Genomic DNA, 16,216 nt, shown 5'->3' on the forward strand with positions numbered 1-16,216 from the left:
TTTAATACAGTTAAGGCACTTTTTATATTTGCTGTCATTGGTAAATGGCTTTAGTCTTTTACCAATGCCATTTTTCTTCTCATGTAGGCAATCTGTTGTGCTAAAGGTAAATTTTTCGGGCAAGTATCTTCACAACCAAGCAGAGTCATACAACCAAAGACGCCGTTTTCTGTTCCTATTACCTGATAATAGTCAGCGTCTGTGCGCTTATCTCTAGGGTCGAGTTTATATCGAGCGATTTGATTTATGCCAACGCCAGCAATAAAACTTTCTCGCATTTGTGCAGTACCACATGCGGCAATACAGCAGCCACATTCTATACAGCGCTCTAATTCATAGATATCTGTGGCCAGTTTAGGTGCCATTTTTTCTTCTATTTTACTGAGATCGACTAATTCTTCTTGTAAATGTATCCATGTTTCCAATCTTTCTGACATGCCGCGCATCCATTCGCCCGTGTTGACGCTTAAATCGCCAATTAAGTTAAAACCGGGCAAGGGGGCTAAGTTGATGATATCGGGCAGATCTTTTGTTAACGTTCGACAGGCTAAGCCAGGCTTTGCGTTGATGAGCATTGCACAACTGCCACAAATTCCTGCTCGGCAAACAAAATCGAATTGTAAGCTTGGGTCTTGCGTTGCTCTAATTTCGTTGAGTGCGATAAATAATGTCATCGATGGCGCTTCTTCAATCAGGTACTTTTGACGATGAACTTGGCTATTTTCATCGGCAGGATTGTGCCTGAAAATATTGAATGTTAATAATCGCGGTGTCTCGAGTTCAGTAATAGCAATGCTATCTGAGCCCTTGTTATTGGCAGGTAGTTTATTGGCTGTCATTAGTCTTCATCCGATAGTCGAGCATTTTTTCCCCTGAATATTTCAGGAAGCAAGTGCTTATAGGGCATCAATTTTTTTTGTAAAATGTCTTTGGTTTGAGCTGTATTGTTTGTGGTTATCGGCTGTGCTTTTTTTATGCTGGCGACTTCTTCAAGCCGAACAGGGGTATCAGGATGTTCAATTCTGTCTTTTGCCCCATAACCACGCCAATTTGGCGGCATTTCCATGGTTTCTACCTTGATTGCCTCGTAATCTAGTGTTGGCAGTTCATCTTGCTCTGAAGGCCATGTGGCGAGCGTACGATTTAACCATTCTTTGTCATTTCGCAGCGGAAAGTCAGCTCTGTTATGGGCGCCTCTACTCTCTTCTCTTTGCAGTGCACCATAGGCAGTACAAAGCGCAAGTTTTAACATTTTTTGTACGCGATATGCTGCCACTAATTCTGGATTTGTGCCTTTAACTTTTGTTTGAACACGAATTTTTTTAGCTCTGATGTGTAATGCTTTTAATTGTGTTATCGCTTCATCAAGCTGCGTTTTATTTCTAAAGATAGCGACATTATTGGTCATAATATTTTGCATTTCATGCATAATTTCAAAAGGGTTTTCTGTGTTATCTGGATGATGAAAAGCTGTGAGTTTGTTTTGTTCTTTTTGGTGAAAATCAGTGATCAGTGAGCTTGAGATATTGATATTGCTTTCATCACTTGTTAAAAAATCAGCCATGTATTCACCTACTATCATGCCAGCGACTACTGTTTCAGCAACTGAATTTCCCCCTAGGCGATTAAAACCATGCAGGTCCCAACAAGCCGCTTCACCACACGAATATAAACCTAGCAGGCTAGGAGCTTGTCCTTGGTGGTTTGTCCTAATGCCGCCCATAGAATAATGTTGTGCTGGTCGCACAGGAATAAGCTCTTTCACGGGATCTATACCAAGAAAATATTGACAGATTTCTTTTACTTCACGTAATTTTGTATTGATGTGGTGTTCGCCAAGTAATCGAATATCCAGCCATAGGTGCTCGCCAAACCTTGATTTTACTCCGTAACCTTTTGCGATATGGGTTTCCATCCAGCGAGAAACCACATCACGTGAGGCGAGTTCTTTCTTTTCCGGTTCATAATCAGGCATAAAACGATGTAAATTGACATCTAATAATAAGCCGCCATCTCCTCGGCAGCCCTCGGTTACCAATATTCCAGCAGGAAATATCGCCGTTGGATGAAATTGTATGGCTTCCATATTACCAAGCGCAGCAACCCCCGTTTCTAAGGCGAGTGCTGCACCTATACCTTCATTAATCAGTGCATTAGTTGTTGCGCGGTATATGCGGCCGAAACCTCCAGTGGCAATGCAAGTGGCTTTGGCAATATAAGCGACAAGTTCACCTGAAATAAGATTGCGAGCGATTACCCCCACGCAGCGTTTTTTATCATGAATTAGTGATAATGCCTCCATCCTTTCGTGCACAGGAATATCGTTCGCTATGGCTTGATTACTCATGGTATATAACATTGAATGACCGGTGCCATCTGCAACATAACAAGTTCGCCACTTTTGTGTGCCGCCAAAGTTTCTTGCCGTAATTAGCCCATGGGCGTTTTCAGCTTCGGTTAAAAGCACTTGTTTACCGTCTATAACACTTTGTTGGTCACCCTTTTGTACTCTATTCCACGGTACACCCCATGCGGCAAGCTCTCTAACGGCTTTTGGTGCGGTGTCGACAAACATACGAACTACTTGTTGATCTGCGCCCCAATCACTGCCTTTGATGGTGTCAATAAAATGTAGGTCTTCGTTGTCACCTGTTCCTTGTACACTATTGGCTAAACTTGCTTGCATACCACCTTGTGCCGCTGCCGAATGCGATCTTTTGGGCGGCACTAAACTAAGTGTAATAACCTCGTGGCCGCGTTTTTTTATGCCAATGGCGGTTCTTAATCCGGCTAATCCACCCCCTAAAACTAACGCGTCTGTATGTATTATTTTCATGGTCTATTCCGGCAATTTTTTGGTAGATTCTGACAAGGTTTTATCAGCAGGAAGGTACCTCTGACCGACGTTATCAGCGTGTTGATAACCAATTTTAATGTAGGCTAGCAGTGTGACTAAACCTAAGGTGAGGAAAAATAGTGTCAGGGCCCATTTTAGTCGTTGTAGTCGTTTTCTACCTTTTTTAATATCTTTACCAACAAACCAACCCCACTTCATGGCTAAGCGATATAAGCCAATACCGGCATGAATTTCGACGACAAAAAGTAATATTAAATATAACGGCCACATTCGACCTGACCATACTCTATCTGAAGAAGCGTAGGGGCCAATATCTGCTGGGTGAAACATCAGCTGATACAAGTGAATCGTGACCAGAAAAAACAATAGAAATCCGGTTAGCATTTGTATATACCATAAATAGGTATCAGCATGTTTAAATCGCTGTAAATGCGCTTTAAACGCGCTAAACTCTTGCTCTTTACTAGGAAATTTTCTTAAGGCTAAGCCGGCATGAATAAAAATTAAGCTGAAAATAACTAAAGCCACAATCGATACTAGCCAAGGATAAGATTTTCCAAACAGTGGCTGACCTTCAAACATTTTTGCTACCCAGTACATAGCATCATGGCTAATTAAGATACTTGAAACAAAAAACATATGTGCCCACATAAATAACGCTAGGATTAAACCGCTACCACTTTGCATTAAGTCTAATCTGGCCGGCCAGCGGTTGATTTTAGTTATCATGTAAAATTCAATCCTTATAAGCTTATTATTGCCCCGAATTCAGCGCAATATTTTCCCGTCACTAAAAGCTATATTTTGCACTCAGCCCAAAGGTTCGTGGATTTAAATAGACATTACGTCGGGTGCCAAAAAAGCTCTTTTCACCCAAAATAATAGCGTTATCTTCGTTAGTCAGATTTCGGACCCATAAAAAAACGCTTATACCATTGTCTAAGGGTTCTAATCCAACACTGGCATTCATAACGCCAAAGCCGTTAACCTGCCCGATAGCAAGCAGCTCACCATTGGCAAGCGTGATTTGTGATAAGCCATCAAGATCGGTATTGTAATCATCCTGATAGTTATAACTTAGCGTAGCGGACAGTTCTGCGTTAAGTGCGGGTAAGGGATAATAATACTGGGCACTGATATTGAAGGTATAATCGGACACCCCCGGTAACTTTTCGCCTGACAGGTCTTCACCGTTACTGCCGCCTGCGGGAAATTTTGTAAATTCTGCATCAAGTAAGCCTAAGGCAATATTAAGCTGAAAATCGGGAGTAAGCCGATAGGTTAAATCAAACTCTAAACCACGTGTTTCTACCTGTGCAGCATTACGGATACTTAAGGCTGTTGTACCCGCATCAAGGTTAATCAGCTGATTGATTTGATAATCGTCATAACTTGAGTAGAAAAGCGCACTGCTAAACGTTATACGTTGATCTAACAAATGTCCCTTAAGGCCGATTTCGTAACTTGTGACGGTTTCTTTATCAAACTCTATGCCGGCGTCAAGTTGTGCCTGAGTTAAAAAATCAACATTATAACCGCCACTTTTATATCCTGTTGCGTACTTCAGGTAAGTATTAACCTGCTCGTTCAGGCGATAGTTTAACGATACTAACGGCGAAAAATCGTTATCGCGTCTTTTATCAATGACTTGACCATTGGCTAAATTAAAAATGGGAATAACGGGGATGCCAGTAGCGGGATCTATGCTTGAAACTGTCCAATCAACGTTTTTTTCTTCACTAGAAAAACGAAAGCCCAAGTCTAAGGTAAAGGCCTCATTGAAACGGTAATTGCTGTTAAAAAATGTTGCAAAACTCTCTGTTTCAACATTGCCGACCGTACTGAGCACACCAGGCTGAAATGCCGATAACATCGCAATTGAGCTAGGATCGCCTAAGGCTGCACCGGCTTCAAAAGTACTACGTGGCACGCCAGTAAAAAGAGCAAGTGTTTCATCACCCACGGTTGGTAATCTTTTGGTGTCGGCGTTTTGCTGATAGTAATACAAACCTGCGACATATTGAAAATCGCCTTCAGGTGAAATCAATTGAAACTCTTGACTCCATTGGCTGTAGTCATCAAGGTAATCTAAATAGGAAACAGCGGCATTGGAAAAGTCAAAGTCGTTAATATAATTTAGATAAACTTCACGATGGCCGGTAATTGATTTGATAAAATAGTTATTAGCTATGTCCCAGTCTATGGTCAGTATCTCTCCTTTAATATCTCTGTCTTCATTAGGGTCAACATCAAAACTGACCTTGTTGCGTGCGACAACTTCCGAGTTTTTAGCACTACCTAAGGTGTTGGTAATGGGCTCACCGTCAAATGACAACCGCTCTGAACGTAAGCGATCAAAAGAAAAATTCACTTCAAGGTTATCAAAAGGTGTTGCCTTTATTTGTCCTCGATATGCGTAGTTGTCTTGCGCATCTAACCAATTTCCAGTGCTAATATTTTCGGTAAAACCTGAGCGTTGATATTGATTAAAACTAAACTTCGCCGCGACATTATCACCAAGCGGTGTATTAAACATGGCTGTATATTGTTGTAAGTCATAATTGCCGATAGAGAAGCCGACAGCACCGGAAAATTCATCCGTTGGCTTTTTGGAAATAAGGTTGATTGCTCCAGCGACATTGTTCTTACCAAATAGCGTGCCTTGAGGGCCACGCAGTACTTCAATACGCTCCAAATCTAATAAATCTTGATTATGTGCCGGTGATTGTCCGATATAAACGCCATCTAAATAAAGTCCAACCCTAGCATCAAAACCAATATTGCGGCTGGCTGAGCCAACCCCACGTATTGAGATACTAGAAGAAAAATCATTGGTAGTGGTCATGGTTAAATTGGGCACAAATTCGGCAATTTCATTTAATTGGCGTATGCCTGTTTTAGTCATACTGTCACTGTTCAAACTTGTGATTGAAATTGGGACTTGTAAAATATTTTCAACACGTTTTTGTGCGGTAACGGTGATCACTTCTATGCTGTTGTTTTGCGCGCTGTTATCTTTCACCTTTGGCAGTTTTGGTGCTTGGTACGCCGATACTGCTGCGCTTAATGTCGAGATTACAAATAATGGTAATGTTAATCTCCTTGTTGACGTTTGACCCATTGAGCTTTTCCTTTATAGCTGACTAACTTTTAATGGTATATTTCTGAAAAATTATGCTAAACGAGAATATTTTCAACGACTAACATTAATAAGAAAAATAAACTGAAGCGCCTGGTGTATTGAAAAGCATGAGGAGCAAACCACAAAGGCCATACTTCTTGGCGAAAGCCTTGTGGCATTTTACTCGGACGTGGTTGATTAAAAACTTTACAGGTTTGTAGTAGTGTTGGTAACACTAATAGCAATAGAAAAACCCCTACGCCTAAATAGCCATTGATATAAAGATAACTAGCTAACAGGTATTGGCTTAGCATGATGATTTGAGCAACTTTTCTAGATTTACTTTCTCCTAACAATACCGGCAGCGAGTAAATGCCTTTGCTTTTGTCCATGGTTATTTTATCTATATGTTTACCAAAGATCACCGCCGTTGGTGCCAAGGCGTATAAGGTACCTATCAGCGCCGATGCTATGCTCCATTCGCCACTGGCAACGAAATATGTACCGCTGACCATTAAGGGTCCCCAAACCAGTAAAACTGACAATTCGCCTAAGGCAAGTTTCTTTAAGGGCCAAGTATAAAACAGTACAAAAAAGGCCCCGATGAGCATTAACCAGAGCACTTCAACGCCGCGAAAATAGATGATCACTGCGCCACAAAATATTGCTAATAAACCGGTAACAATGATATAGCTCATCAATTGTTTTTTACTGAGCAATTTACCTTCTAATACGTGGGTGCCGTATTGAGTGCGAAAATAATTGCCTTTATCTACACCTTTAATTGAGTCAGTGTAATCGTTGAGTAAATTATTGGTTGCATGGGCAAGTACCAAACCTACAACACATAATATTGATACTCCCACAGCAATGGCACCATGACTTAGCGCGATAAGTATGCCAATAATTGCCGAGCTAAATGTCATGAGAGTGACAGAAAATCGTGCGGCAATTAACCAACGAGTAAATATACCAAAACTATCCCACTGTGTTTTATCAACCTGTGGTACTGTTTTTAATGCTTGCAGCCAAATGGCTTGTGACATACTAAATCCTCTTTAAATGTATAGTGTTTATATTAAGCGTTTGTGTATTTTTCTAGCGCGTTTATAGCAATAAATGCACTTTTTCAATCGACGTTTTCTTGTTGTTACATAGCGGTTAACTAAGCTTTCATCCGATTATCAAAAATCAATTCGATCCGATTTCTTTCTGCTTCATAGCTCCGTTCATGGCAAAAGGGACAATTGTCGGTTTGTTTACTTGACTCAACAATGACATAGTCAACACCACAGTCCGGGCAAGTGACGATATAGGTACTTTCTTTGGTCGAAATTTCAGTTAAAATATTTAAACATTCGGCAAGGTCGATAACCGCAGTCTCTGTGATCTCAATATTGAACTCAGCGTCTAATATATTGAGAAACATAATTTGTGTTTTTATCAGAATATTACTGTCGATATTCGAATACCAAGGCGTTTTTAGCGCTTTTCTTTGAAAATCATATTCCGAGCTTAAAATAGCTTTATAGATAGTCATCCATAAAGAAAATTGTCTAAAATGATTTTTTGTTCTTAATATTTTATTGGCTGATAGAGAGCCTTTTGTCGCGATTTTTGTACCGTCATCGATGATCTCTTTTGTTAAACCACCAATACGAGACTCAGTGACGCCGGTAAGCATTTTTACTTGTTGGGGGCGCAAACCAAAAGTAATCAATGTTTTGGCCTGTAATAAACTTTCTGTTGTTACTTTCATAATCAAGTTCTTCATTTTCCTAGTAGGAGCTTTGTGAATGAAATCATTTGGGCATTATTTGATTCTGGCATGATAAGTGATTGTTTTAATGCGGACTCTGTACCTCGGTAAACATAAATATGATGATTATCAAGTAAGGTTTTGGTAATTTCGTCATTGGATTGATTAGCTAATAAGATTAACTCGTCGACGCTTAAACCTGAGATTAGCTGAGCAGTACTGATATCATTTCGCGCTGCTTCTCGTAATAAAAATAGTTGTAATTTTTGCTTTGATTTAATGTTCCTTACTTCAATTGACGCAGTATTAAAAAAATAATTTAGCATCGAGTTATTGCTTTTTTCAAGCCTAAACATCAATAGTGAATGGTTGGCAATTTTTTTAATATCTTCTACAGGCGTATTTAATAAATTAAGCAAAAATGAACGCGAAAATTGGGTGAAAATTTGGCTAATCGAGATATCAATTTTTGCTAAATTACGGCTGAATAATAAAATGGCATAATTAAGCGCATAAATGTCAGCATTATAAGTTTTTTCATCGAGTGTTACTGGCATGAATGACGCATTTATAGAGCGAGCAGATCCTGCCATTTGTATAATTTTCGCGGGGTAACTCATTACTACTCCCTATGTAAAATTGAAGAGATATAAGATGTACATTTATTATAAACAGGGTGAGAAAAGTTGATTTGATTTAACACAAGTTAAAGTGATAAAAGGCATATTTATACTCTTTAACCCTGCTCGATTAAATGAATTTACTCAATGATAAACTATTACCTATCAAGGTTAATTTAATCTATAACATTATAAATCAATTCGTTATGATTTTTATCAACCCACGTCGCGGCTATTTATTAAGCTAAATAATTAGCCGCTGAAGAGCACGAAAATAATAGCGATAATGAAAGTGCATCATATTCATTTAACCGGTAATAGCGATAGCTTTTAAAACTGATAAGTCACTGCAGTGGTGACTCTGTATGCATCATAGTCATAGTTGTAGAAACCATTGCCAAGTACGTTGATCATGTGATCTATATCATATTCTGCACGCCAATCATCTTCGCTAAATGCTTGATAAAATAAACTAAAATTTAAGCTTACTTGTTCTGAATATTCATAATCTGCATATAACTTGATATCTTGGGAATTGATCACCAGTTCTTTATGACGGTCACTGGAGTTTAGTGACAGTGAATCAATTTGTGTTAGGCCGCTTGCATAGGAATAAGTGTAATCGGCACCTAAGCTTAACTTGCCGTCAGCAAGTTTTTCAGCCGCTAGGGTTATTCCTAAGCTATCAGATTTATCATCTTGACGACTTAACCAGTCGATATCATAAAACCAGTAACTGCCTTGACTGAGGTTTTCTTGCCATTGGTTATGACTATAAACGGCGATTGAAATATGCCTTGATAATTGTGTGCTAACAGCAAGATCAATACCGTTACGTTTATTTTCTATTAAGCCTATATCCGTGTTTTGATATTGGTCGCGGGCGAAATAACCTTCAATAGCGATTTCAGTGCTGATCAGGGCATTGTTTGAATTATTACTAAAGGGATTAAAAGATAAATAAGCCTTGGCTTGTTCTCGAGTCCGGTCTGCTTGATTATATTTTTGCATTGCCAATGCGCTGTTAATCGGCGATGTTTGCTCAATGCGGTCATAACTACTGCCATCGCGAAATTGTTTCGATAATTCGACAAAAACTTTATTAAATGGCGCAAAATGACTGGAAACTTTAAACCAAAACTTTTTATTATTGGTGTTTTCTCTGTCTTGTAAATTACGTTCTCTTTTCGTTAACTGCCAGCCCATAGATAAATGAGAGCGAAGGGTAAAACGATATTGTGCTTCCATGGTCAGGTTTTCTTTTTTAAAGCTGTAGGGCTTATTAGTAATCAAGTCCGGCAAAACAACACTGTCAGTTAATAGCTGTTGGTAAGTATTAGTTTGTGTTTTATTGTCACGGTCTTGCAGCCGATAGTTAGCCGTTAAACGCCAGTTATTATCGGTTCTGTATAGGGCTTTTAAATGTGTTGAAAAAGTATTTATTTTACCGTCTAAACCCGTGGTGGGTAAGCCGTTAACTGCCAGTAAATCATTTGAACTATAAGCTAAAAAATCATCGGTTTGTGTGAGTTGGCCATAAATTAATCGAGCTTGCAGGGTCAAATTATTATCGCGGTAATTGCCAAAAATACTGATTTGATCCAACTTATTATCAGGTGCAGTAGATAATTGACCACTATTGGCAGCACCGAATAAAGGGCTATATGGACTCTGCCAATTTACTGCTGTGCGCTTATTATTAAAGTCGCTGTGATAATAATTAACTAATAATGTGCCAGCGTCATATTGATAATAACTACCGGCATCCAGTTGCTTATGCTGCTGGTCTATCGCGGTCGGCAAAATAACAGCTTTGGTGATAATGTTGCCACTGGTGGTACGTAAACCTTGTTTATCTTGTTGTTGATAATCAATATAACCTTGCCAATTATTGCTAAAATCAGCTTCTGCTGCCAATTGCCAATTTTCTCTTTCTATTTGTTGGTCAAATTGTGAAAGTTGCTGATTAGACATTTCAGTGGTCGTTGCTACCCGTTGCCAGTCAGCGGGCAAAAGCAACGAGTCACTACCTACATTGGTAAATGGTGTTAGGCCTTGCGCATAACCAAACTGATCAAGACTCTGGTAATTTAAGGAAACTTTATAACTTTTTGATTTTGCTGCTGATAAAGCAAGATTGCTATTATCTTTGCCTAAATCTTTGGCGCTAGCTTTATAATATTTATCTGAAGCTCTTTGAGATAGTTCAGCATCAAGATAAGCGTAACTACCGTCTTTTTTTTCACCTGTTATGGTTGAAAAGTGGCCATTATCTTCAGAGTTATTTGATAGCTTAACAGCAATTTTTGCTTTTGACTGAGTATGGCTAGGGCAATATTTGCAAAGCCACTTTTCTTTTTTGAGCTTTTTGGTATTGGCATCTTGTAAACGAAAATCCTTTGCCAAGCTAGTTGCTGTAAAGCAAATAAAAATAGCAAGCGTGACGCTATTAAAGAGTGAACTGTAGGCAGCTTTATTCATCGGTGATCTCCTTAATACTATCGTTGAAAAGTCCGGCCAGCAGGGTGGTTACTGCCGTGAATTAAACTGTGACAATTCATACAGTTTTGTCCGAGAGCAAATGCACTTTGAGTATTGTTAACAAACTCACTACCGGCAATTGCGGTTGACGGATGATCAGCAGGCGTATGGCAATCTTGGCATAATTGTGGTGTACGTTGCTTAAGCATATTGGCATTAATAGCACCGTGGGCATCATGGCAAACACTACAGTCTTCGGCTACAGGAGCATGTTCCCAAAGTAAAGGACCGCGTTTTTCACTATGACATTGATAGCAGGTTTGATTAATGGAAGGACGATTAAGCTCATGCTCAGTAAAAGAACCGTGCGGATTATGGCAATCAGCGCAAGCCATTTGGCCCCATTTTAAAGGGTGACTCGAACGTTTATTGATAGCGTGTAGTTTTTCTTTATGACAGCTACCACATAATTTATTTTGTTGTTGTTTAAACAACACCGGATCTTGACTTTGATGAACCTGATGACAAGAAGCGCAGGGCACTTGCTCACTTTGATGAGCACTACCTTGCCATGCTAGGCGTTGTCTATCTTCATGACAACTCAAACAAACACTATTTTGTTTGTCGGCATCAACAAGAGAATCAGCGCCAAAGGTAATGACCGGCTCTCTGAGTTTACCTTTTCTAACTTTTGCTGAGTGTTTACCGGCAGGACCATGACAGGTTTCACATTGTAACTCTGCAAATGGCGAGTTTTCTATATCTTGGCGACCATGGACATTATCAAAAATACCCATCGCACTTTTATCCGATGCTCCGTCATGACATTTAAGACAACTGTCAGCTCCTTTTTTAGAATACTTTCCTTGCTTAAACTTTTTCACAAGTAATTTATCAAGTTGCTGTGCTGTTAAAGCTTTGGCTGGGGTTACGGTTTTTTCTATAGTATTTTTTTCGGCAAAACTTTGCGTTGACAGGAGCGAGCTAAAAAATATAACCGCCAAAATAATGTTAAAAATTGCACGCATGGAATTTGCACTCTTATTTTATATCTAGAACATTAACGTTGAAATAGGCCAAGAGCATATTACTCTTGGCCATAGTTGCTATAACTTAACTTGGTTATTTAATATCATGAATTTTGTCGACACCAAATTCTGCACCAATAGCGTGACACACAGCACATGATTCGACTTTATTCGCTTGCGTAAATGTGGCGGCGCCAAAAATACCACCGTTTTGCATCATGTGATCTATCAAGGCTTGTCCCTTAGCATCAATACTACCTTTAGCCGGGTCAATTAACCCCGGTAAGCTTGGGTCAATTAAACCTAATTTGACATTCAGGTGACAACTTCCGCAGACAACCGCTGTAGGACTTACATAAACATTAGCATTGCCACTACTAGCAATAGAAGCACGGGTATTTTGTTTTATTGGCAAGTCAAACTGATCATCGCTATGACATTGAGCACAGTTATCAATGTTGCCAGGAAAATGATCTATTTGCTCAGGGTTAGAGTCATTAAGTGCATTCTTATCTAAGCTCGAATGCAAGCGATGGACATGACGTTTTAAATCACCTAAACCTCTGTAACCAACTCGTGTCGCATTATGGCAGGTTTTACATTGCACTAAGTCGGTTGCGCCATTGTGGAATTTGTTATCGGCATGACAACTTTGACAAGCGCTGATATCTGCGCCAATTTTATTATAAGCTTCTGTTGTTATCGTACCGTCACCTTTAAAGAATACTATTGAAGGCGTGATGTCTACTTGCGCAACATCCATAGCAGCAGTTTCCGGCGAGTCACATCGAACTACAGCGCCGTCTTTTTCGTTCATACAAACAAATAAGCCAACGGAGGTAACCATAATAGTATCTGTTGCAGTTATGCCAGATAAAAGACCTGGTGCGGCACAAGTAAATAACCCTGTACCGTCTGCAGTACAATCATTTAAGGCTATTAGTTCATCATTTAATTGAAAGCCGGTACCATTATCCCAGTTAATAGTGATAGAACCATTATCGGTGCCGTATTTGTATTTACCAAATTTTGCACCTGCTGGTGTATCGATATCGCTAATATCACGCAGAGCAGCAACCGGTGTACCTTCTAAAGTTACCATGACATCAACTTCAATATCACCGGTGTTAAGATTAACTCGAACTGCTTTCGCTTCAGTGACAATAGCGCTACGAGCACTAGCAACATTTGCCATCACGTTAGTGTGATTACTTTCTATCGAAGAGAAACCAGAGACACCATGGCAACCTTGACATAAACTATTGTCCGCTTGAGCACCGGCAAGATGACCTGTGCCAGTTGCAAAATCGACATCATCATGACAAGAACCACAGGCTTCGATTGACGGTTGAGATTTCCAATTTATAGCATCGGGTGTTTCGGTATTGCTATCATCATGACAATTGGTACAATTACGAATATCTTGTGGGATATGGGTACCAGAATAATCATTCTTACTGTCACGATAGCCCCAGATGGCATATTCCCCGCCATTGACAACCGATGGTAAGTTAGCGCCGCGGTGAATTTTGTGGATCATTACTTTAAAGTCGACACTTTCACCACTGTTTGCATCTACTGTGCCTGGGTTATGACAGGTAACACAATAAGCGGTATCAACACGACCCCCACCATGAAGTGCTAATTCACCATGACAGCCATTACATGTTCCTTCAACCACCATTTCTCGATTAGTAATATTAGTTGTTGTTCCTGTAGAAGGTTGCCAATCAAATGAACGGTTCATGGTTGGAAAACCACTGCCACTGATTTGAAAGGCAATTCTATGGGTAAAGTTGGCATTGTGAGTTACCGCAACAGGGGAAGTAACGTTGAGCACATTGGTCGCGAAAGTATAACGATAAGTGCCGTCATTATTATTAGTGAAAACGCCGCCGCTAGCATTCGCCGTTTCTGACGTTGCCTGAACCGTATCTACAGTGCCTGAGCCGTTGTTAGGATCGGTTGGTGCACTTTCTATTATGTTGATATAGCTTTGCCATTTAGAGGACTCGCCGGTAATCGCATTAATAGGGGTTAGTTGTGCTAGGGTAAAGCGAATTTGGTTGCTTTTTAGCGCACTATAACCGACACCCACATCATCTTCTATTGAAAATTCAACGATTAAACTACCATCTTCAGTAATAGTGGCATTGGTAATGGCTGAGTCCATGACCGCTGTTTGTCTTGATGTTGTTGCTGGTGGGGCTTGACCTGCCGGCCCGTCTTCACCAACAGGACCTTGTGCCCCTGCAGGGCCTTCAGCGCCAGTATCACCATCACCACCACAACCAGAAAGCGCTAGTACAAAAACCAGCGCAAAACTGGCAAATAATTCTTTCAGCTGCCATTTGTTTTTATTTTTCATAATAAGATCCATCATCGATTGAGCGTCATTGTGCCTACATACAACTTAGTAGCTAAGTCCGGTTAACCTTTATAAAGAACTGTTTTTAGTCATTATTACCAGTTGTAACGGTTTTTAAACATTATCTATATAATATGGCTTTGATGACTTTGCTAAGGGTATTGATTATTGTCTATTTTCATTGTTTTTTGGGGATATCATAATCAGGTTCTTTATAGATAATTGTATATATTGAAAAACTTGTTTAATTAATACATTTTGGAGTAAAAAACATGCTTAAAGTCAAATTTAGTATTCTCCTGGTTATCTTTGCTTGTGCTTTTGCACAAGCTGCATCGATAGACGATACCATTACTATATGCAACGACTGTCATGGCGCAAAAGGAGTTAGCAGCGATTCTGATATACCGATCATTGCCGGATATTCAGAGACCACAATTATCGATATGCTAGCCGCCTATATTGATGAAACACGCATTGCACAAAAAAGTAAATTTAGACATGGTGACACTCAGCGCCCAGAAACAGATATGGTGACTATTGCACAGGACCTTTCAGAAGAGGATATCGAGGCGCTAGCAAGCTATTATTCAGCACAAAGCTTTATTCCAGCAAAGCAAAGCTTTGATGCCATATTAGCAAAAGAAGGCGCTAAACTTCATGAAAATAGATGTACAAAGTGTCATGAAGATGGTGGCAGTTCAGCTGACGATGATTCAGGTATTTTAGCTGGCCAGTGGCGGCCGTATCTAGAACAATCTTTTAGCGATTACCGCTCTGGTGAGCGTCAAACAGTTGCAGAAATGCAGAAAAAAATCAACAAATTGTCTGAGCCACAAATTAATTCGCTTCTTCATTATTATGCAAGCCAGCAGTAGGTCATAAGCTATGAAATTATTTACAAACCCTAAACTTTGGCGTATCCCTAAAAAGTGGTACTTATTTGGTATTCCCTTAGGTGCATTAATGTTTTTTGTTTTTGGTATTATTTTTTGGGGCGGCTTTAATACTGCACTAGAAGTAACGAATACCGAAGCGTTTTGTATTTCTTGCCATGAGATGGAACAAACAGTTTATAAAGAGTATATTGAGTCTCCTCACTATAACCCAGTGTCAGGGGTTAGCGCTTCATGTCCTGATTGTCATGTACCGCGAGACTATATACCTAAATTAGCCCGTAAAGTTGCGGCATCTGCTGAGCTTTGGCATAAACTATTAGGCACTATAGATACGCCGGAAAAATTTGAAAAGCATCGGGGGAAAATGGCAGAGCGTGTTTGGGCTAAAATGAAAGCGACCGATTCAAGAGAATGTCGAAACTGTCATACTGAAGCAAGAATGAACCTTGAAAAACAGTCTAAACGAGCACGTAAAAAGCATGATATTGCATACATGAGAGAGAAAGACAAAACTTGTATAGATTGTCATAAAGGTATTGCTCACAATATGCCTGAAAATTGATTTAAAGGCTTGGCAGCTTTGTCGAATGGTTCAGCCTGAGTTAGTGAGTGTTAGACTTTAACTGATGTAGTGGCTCTGGTAGAGCCTAAACAAATGCGAACAAAGATGTAATTCAAAGATATTTTTAAAAATCAGCTGATTGAATTAACGAGTGAAAAGTTAATTTTTCAGCTGAATTTATTTTAATACTCAGTCGCTTGCACGCAGATCTCTTACGGCTTGTTGAGTCACTTGCTTTATATTACACTGCAATAATACCAATTTAATTAAATTTCTTCCCAATTCAGAGCGCTTCTCTATGTGCAAAAACAAGGCGAATTTGTTTCGGTTTAGCCACTCTGAATCAAATAAATTTAACGATGTTAGTGGATATAGAGAAAGCTCCCAGAGCTCGAGTTCAAAAGGTTTACCTGCTGCGTTATTGATTTTGACAAGGTGCTCTCAGGGATGTGAGTCATTAGAACAACGCAGGAGCAGTTGTCGAGAATAACCCTTATCTTCAATCAATGCCTTGCCTGCAG

At 39.7% G+C, this 16,216-nt stretch carries 12 protein-coding genes; 2 read left to right on the forward strand and 10 right to left on the reverse strand.

The features are described from left to right. Positions 1–50: 50 nt before the first annotated feature. From FGD67_RS15020 to FGD67_RS15065, 10 genes are all read right to left on the reverse strand, one after another. A complete protein-coding gene (locus FGD67_RS15020; protein ID WP_257171926.1) occupies positions 51–839 on the reverse strand; it encodes a fumarate reductase iron-sulfur subunit in 789 nt (262 codons plus the stop codon). Then, a complete protein-coding gene (locus FGD67_RS15025) occupies positions 839–2,836 on the reverse strand; it encodes a fumarate reductase flavoprotein subunit (protein ID WP_257171927.1) in 1,998 nt (665 codons plus the stop codon). The genes FGD67_RS15020 and FGD67_RS15025 overlap by 1 nt, the downstream gene beginning before the upstream one ends. A 3-nt stretch (positions 2,837–2,839) precedes the next feature. After that, complete coding sequence (locus tag FGD67_RS15030) at positions 2,840–3,586, reverse strand: fumarate reductase cytochrome b subunit (protein ID WP_257171928.1); 747 nt, start codon at positions 3,584–3,586, stop codon at positions 2,840–2,842. 61 nt (positions 3,587–3,647) lie between these two features. Next, positions 3,648–5,978 (reverse strand): TonB-dependent receptor, encoded by a 2,331-nt coding sequence (locus FGD67_RS15035; protein ID WP_257171929.1) that lies wholly within the window; start codon positions 5,976–5,978, stop codon positions 3,648–3,650. Between the two features lie 56 nt (positions 5,979–6,034). Then, positions 6,035–7,024 carry a prenyltransferase gene (locus FGD67_RS15040; RefSeq protein WP_257171930.1) on the reverse strand — a complete coding sequence of 330 codons (990 nt, stop codon included), beginning with the start codon at positions 7,022–7,024 and terminating at the stop codon, positions 6,035–6,037. Between the two features lie 119 nt (positions 7,025–7,143). Continuing rightward, a complete protein-coding gene (locus FGD67_RS15045; RefSeq protein ID WP_257171931.1) occupies positions 7,144–7,737 on the reverse strand; it encodes a hypothetical protein in 594 nt (197 codons plus the stop codon). Between the two features lie 11 nt (positions 7,738–7,748). Further along, positions 7,749–8,357 carry a hypothetical protein gene (locus FGD67_RS15050; RefSeq protein WP_257171932.1) on the reverse strand — a complete coding sequence of 203 codons (609 nt, stop codon included), beginning with the start codon at positions 8,355–8,357 and terminating at the stop codon, positions 7,749–7,751. Between the two features lie 330 nt (positions 8,358–8,687). Further along, a complete protein-coding gene (locus FGD67_RS15055; protein ID WP_257171933.1) occupies positions 8,688–10,838 on the reverse strand; it encodes an MtrB/PioB family decaheme-associated outer membrane protein in 2,151 nt (716 codons plus the stop codon). A gap of 17 nt (positions 10,839–10,855) precedes the next feature. After that, positions 10,856–11,866: a DmsE family decaheme c-type cytochrome gene (locus tag FGD67_RS15060; RefSeq protein WP_257171934.1), complete on the reverse strand. Its 1,011-nt coding sequence runs from the start codon at positions 11,864–11,866 to the stop codon at positions 10,856–10,858. Between the two features lie 94 nt (positions 11,867–11,960). Beyond that, positions 11,961–14,234 (reverse strand): OmcA/MtrC family decaheme c-type cytochrome, encoded by a 2,274-nt coding sequence (locus FGD67_RS15065; RefSeq protein ID WP_257171935.1) that lies wholly within the window; start codon positions 14,232–14,234, stop codon positions 11,961–11,963. A 272-nt stretch (positions 14,235–14,506) separates the two neighbouring features. Between FGD67_RS15065 and FGD67_RS15070 the strand changes: the two genes are divergently transcribed. Both FGD67_RS15070 and FGD67_RS15075 read left to right on the forward strand, forming a co-directional pair. Further along, the gene (locus FGD67_RS15070; protein WP_257171936.1) at positions 14,507–15,112 is read left to right on the forward strand and encodes a hypothetical protein; all 606 of its coding nucleotides are present in this window, start codon (positions 14,507–14,509) and stop codon (positions 15,110–15,112) included. A 10-nt stretch (positions 15,113–15,122) separates the two neighbouring features. Further along, positions 15,123–15,695 carry a NapC/NirT family cytochrome c gene (locus FGD67_RS15075; protein ID WP_257171937.1) on the forward strand — a complete coding sequence of 191 codons (573 nt, stop codon included), beginning with the start codon at positions 15,123–15,125 and terminating at the stop codon, positions 15,693–15,695. Positions 15,696–16,216: the final 521 nt, after the last annotated feature.

This window comes from Colwellia sp. M166, from assembly GCF_024585285.1.
Taxonomy (GTDB): domain Bacteria; phylum Pseudomonadota; class Gammaproteobacteria; order Enterobacterales; family Alteromonadaceae; genus Cognaticolwellia.

Bases quoted from the DNA above. Each gene is read 5' to 3' on its own strand.
- FGD67_RS15020 (WP_257171926.1), bottom strand. From the start codon at position 839: ATGACAGCCAATAAACTACCTGCCAATAACAAGGGCTCAGATAGCATT.
- FGD67_RS15025 (WP_257171927.1), bottom strand. From the start codon at position 2,836: ATGAAAATAATACATACAGACGCGTTAGTTTTAGGGGGTGGATTAGCC.
- FGD67_RS15030 (WP_257171928.1), bottom strand. From the start codon at position 3,586: ATGATAACTAAAATCAACCGCTGGCCGGCCAGATTAGACTTAATGCAA.
- FGD67_RS15035 (WP_257171929.1), bottom strand. From the start codon at position 5,978: ATGGGTCAAACGTCAACAAGGAGATTAACATTACCATTATTTGTAATC.
- FGD67_RS15040 (WP_257171930.1), bottom strand. From the start codon at position 7,024: ATGTCACAAGCCATTTGGCTGCAAGCATTAAAAACAGTACCACAGGTT.
- FGD67_RS15045 (WP_257171931.1), bottom strand. From the start codon at position 7,737: ATGAAAGTAACAACAGAAAGTTTATTACAGGCCAAAACATTGATTACT.
- FGD67_RS15050 (WP_257171932.1), bottom strand. From the start codon at position 8,357: ATGAGTTACCCCGCGAAAATTATACAAATGGCAGGATCTGCTCGCTCT.
- FGD67_RS15055 (WP_257171933.1), bottom strand. From the start codon at position 10,838: ATGAATAAAGCTGCCTACAGTTCACTCTTTAATAGCGTCACGCTTGCT.
- FGD67_RS15060 (WP_257171934.1), bottom strand. From the start codon at position 11,866: ATGCGTGCAATTTTTAACATTATTTTGGCGGTTATATTTTTTAGCTCG.
- FGD67_RS15065 (WP_257171935.1), bottom strand. From the start codon at position 14,234: ATGAAAAATAAAAACAAATGGCAGCTGAAAGAATTATTTGCCAGTTTT.
- FGD67_RS15070 (WP_257171936.1), top strand. From the start codon at position 14,507: ATGCTTAAAGTCAAATTTAGTATTCTCCTGGTTATCTTTGCTTGTGCT.
- FGD67_RS15075 (WP_257171937.1), top strand. From the start codon at position 15,123: ATGAAATTATTTACAAACCCTAAACTTTGGCGTATCCCTAAAAAGTGG.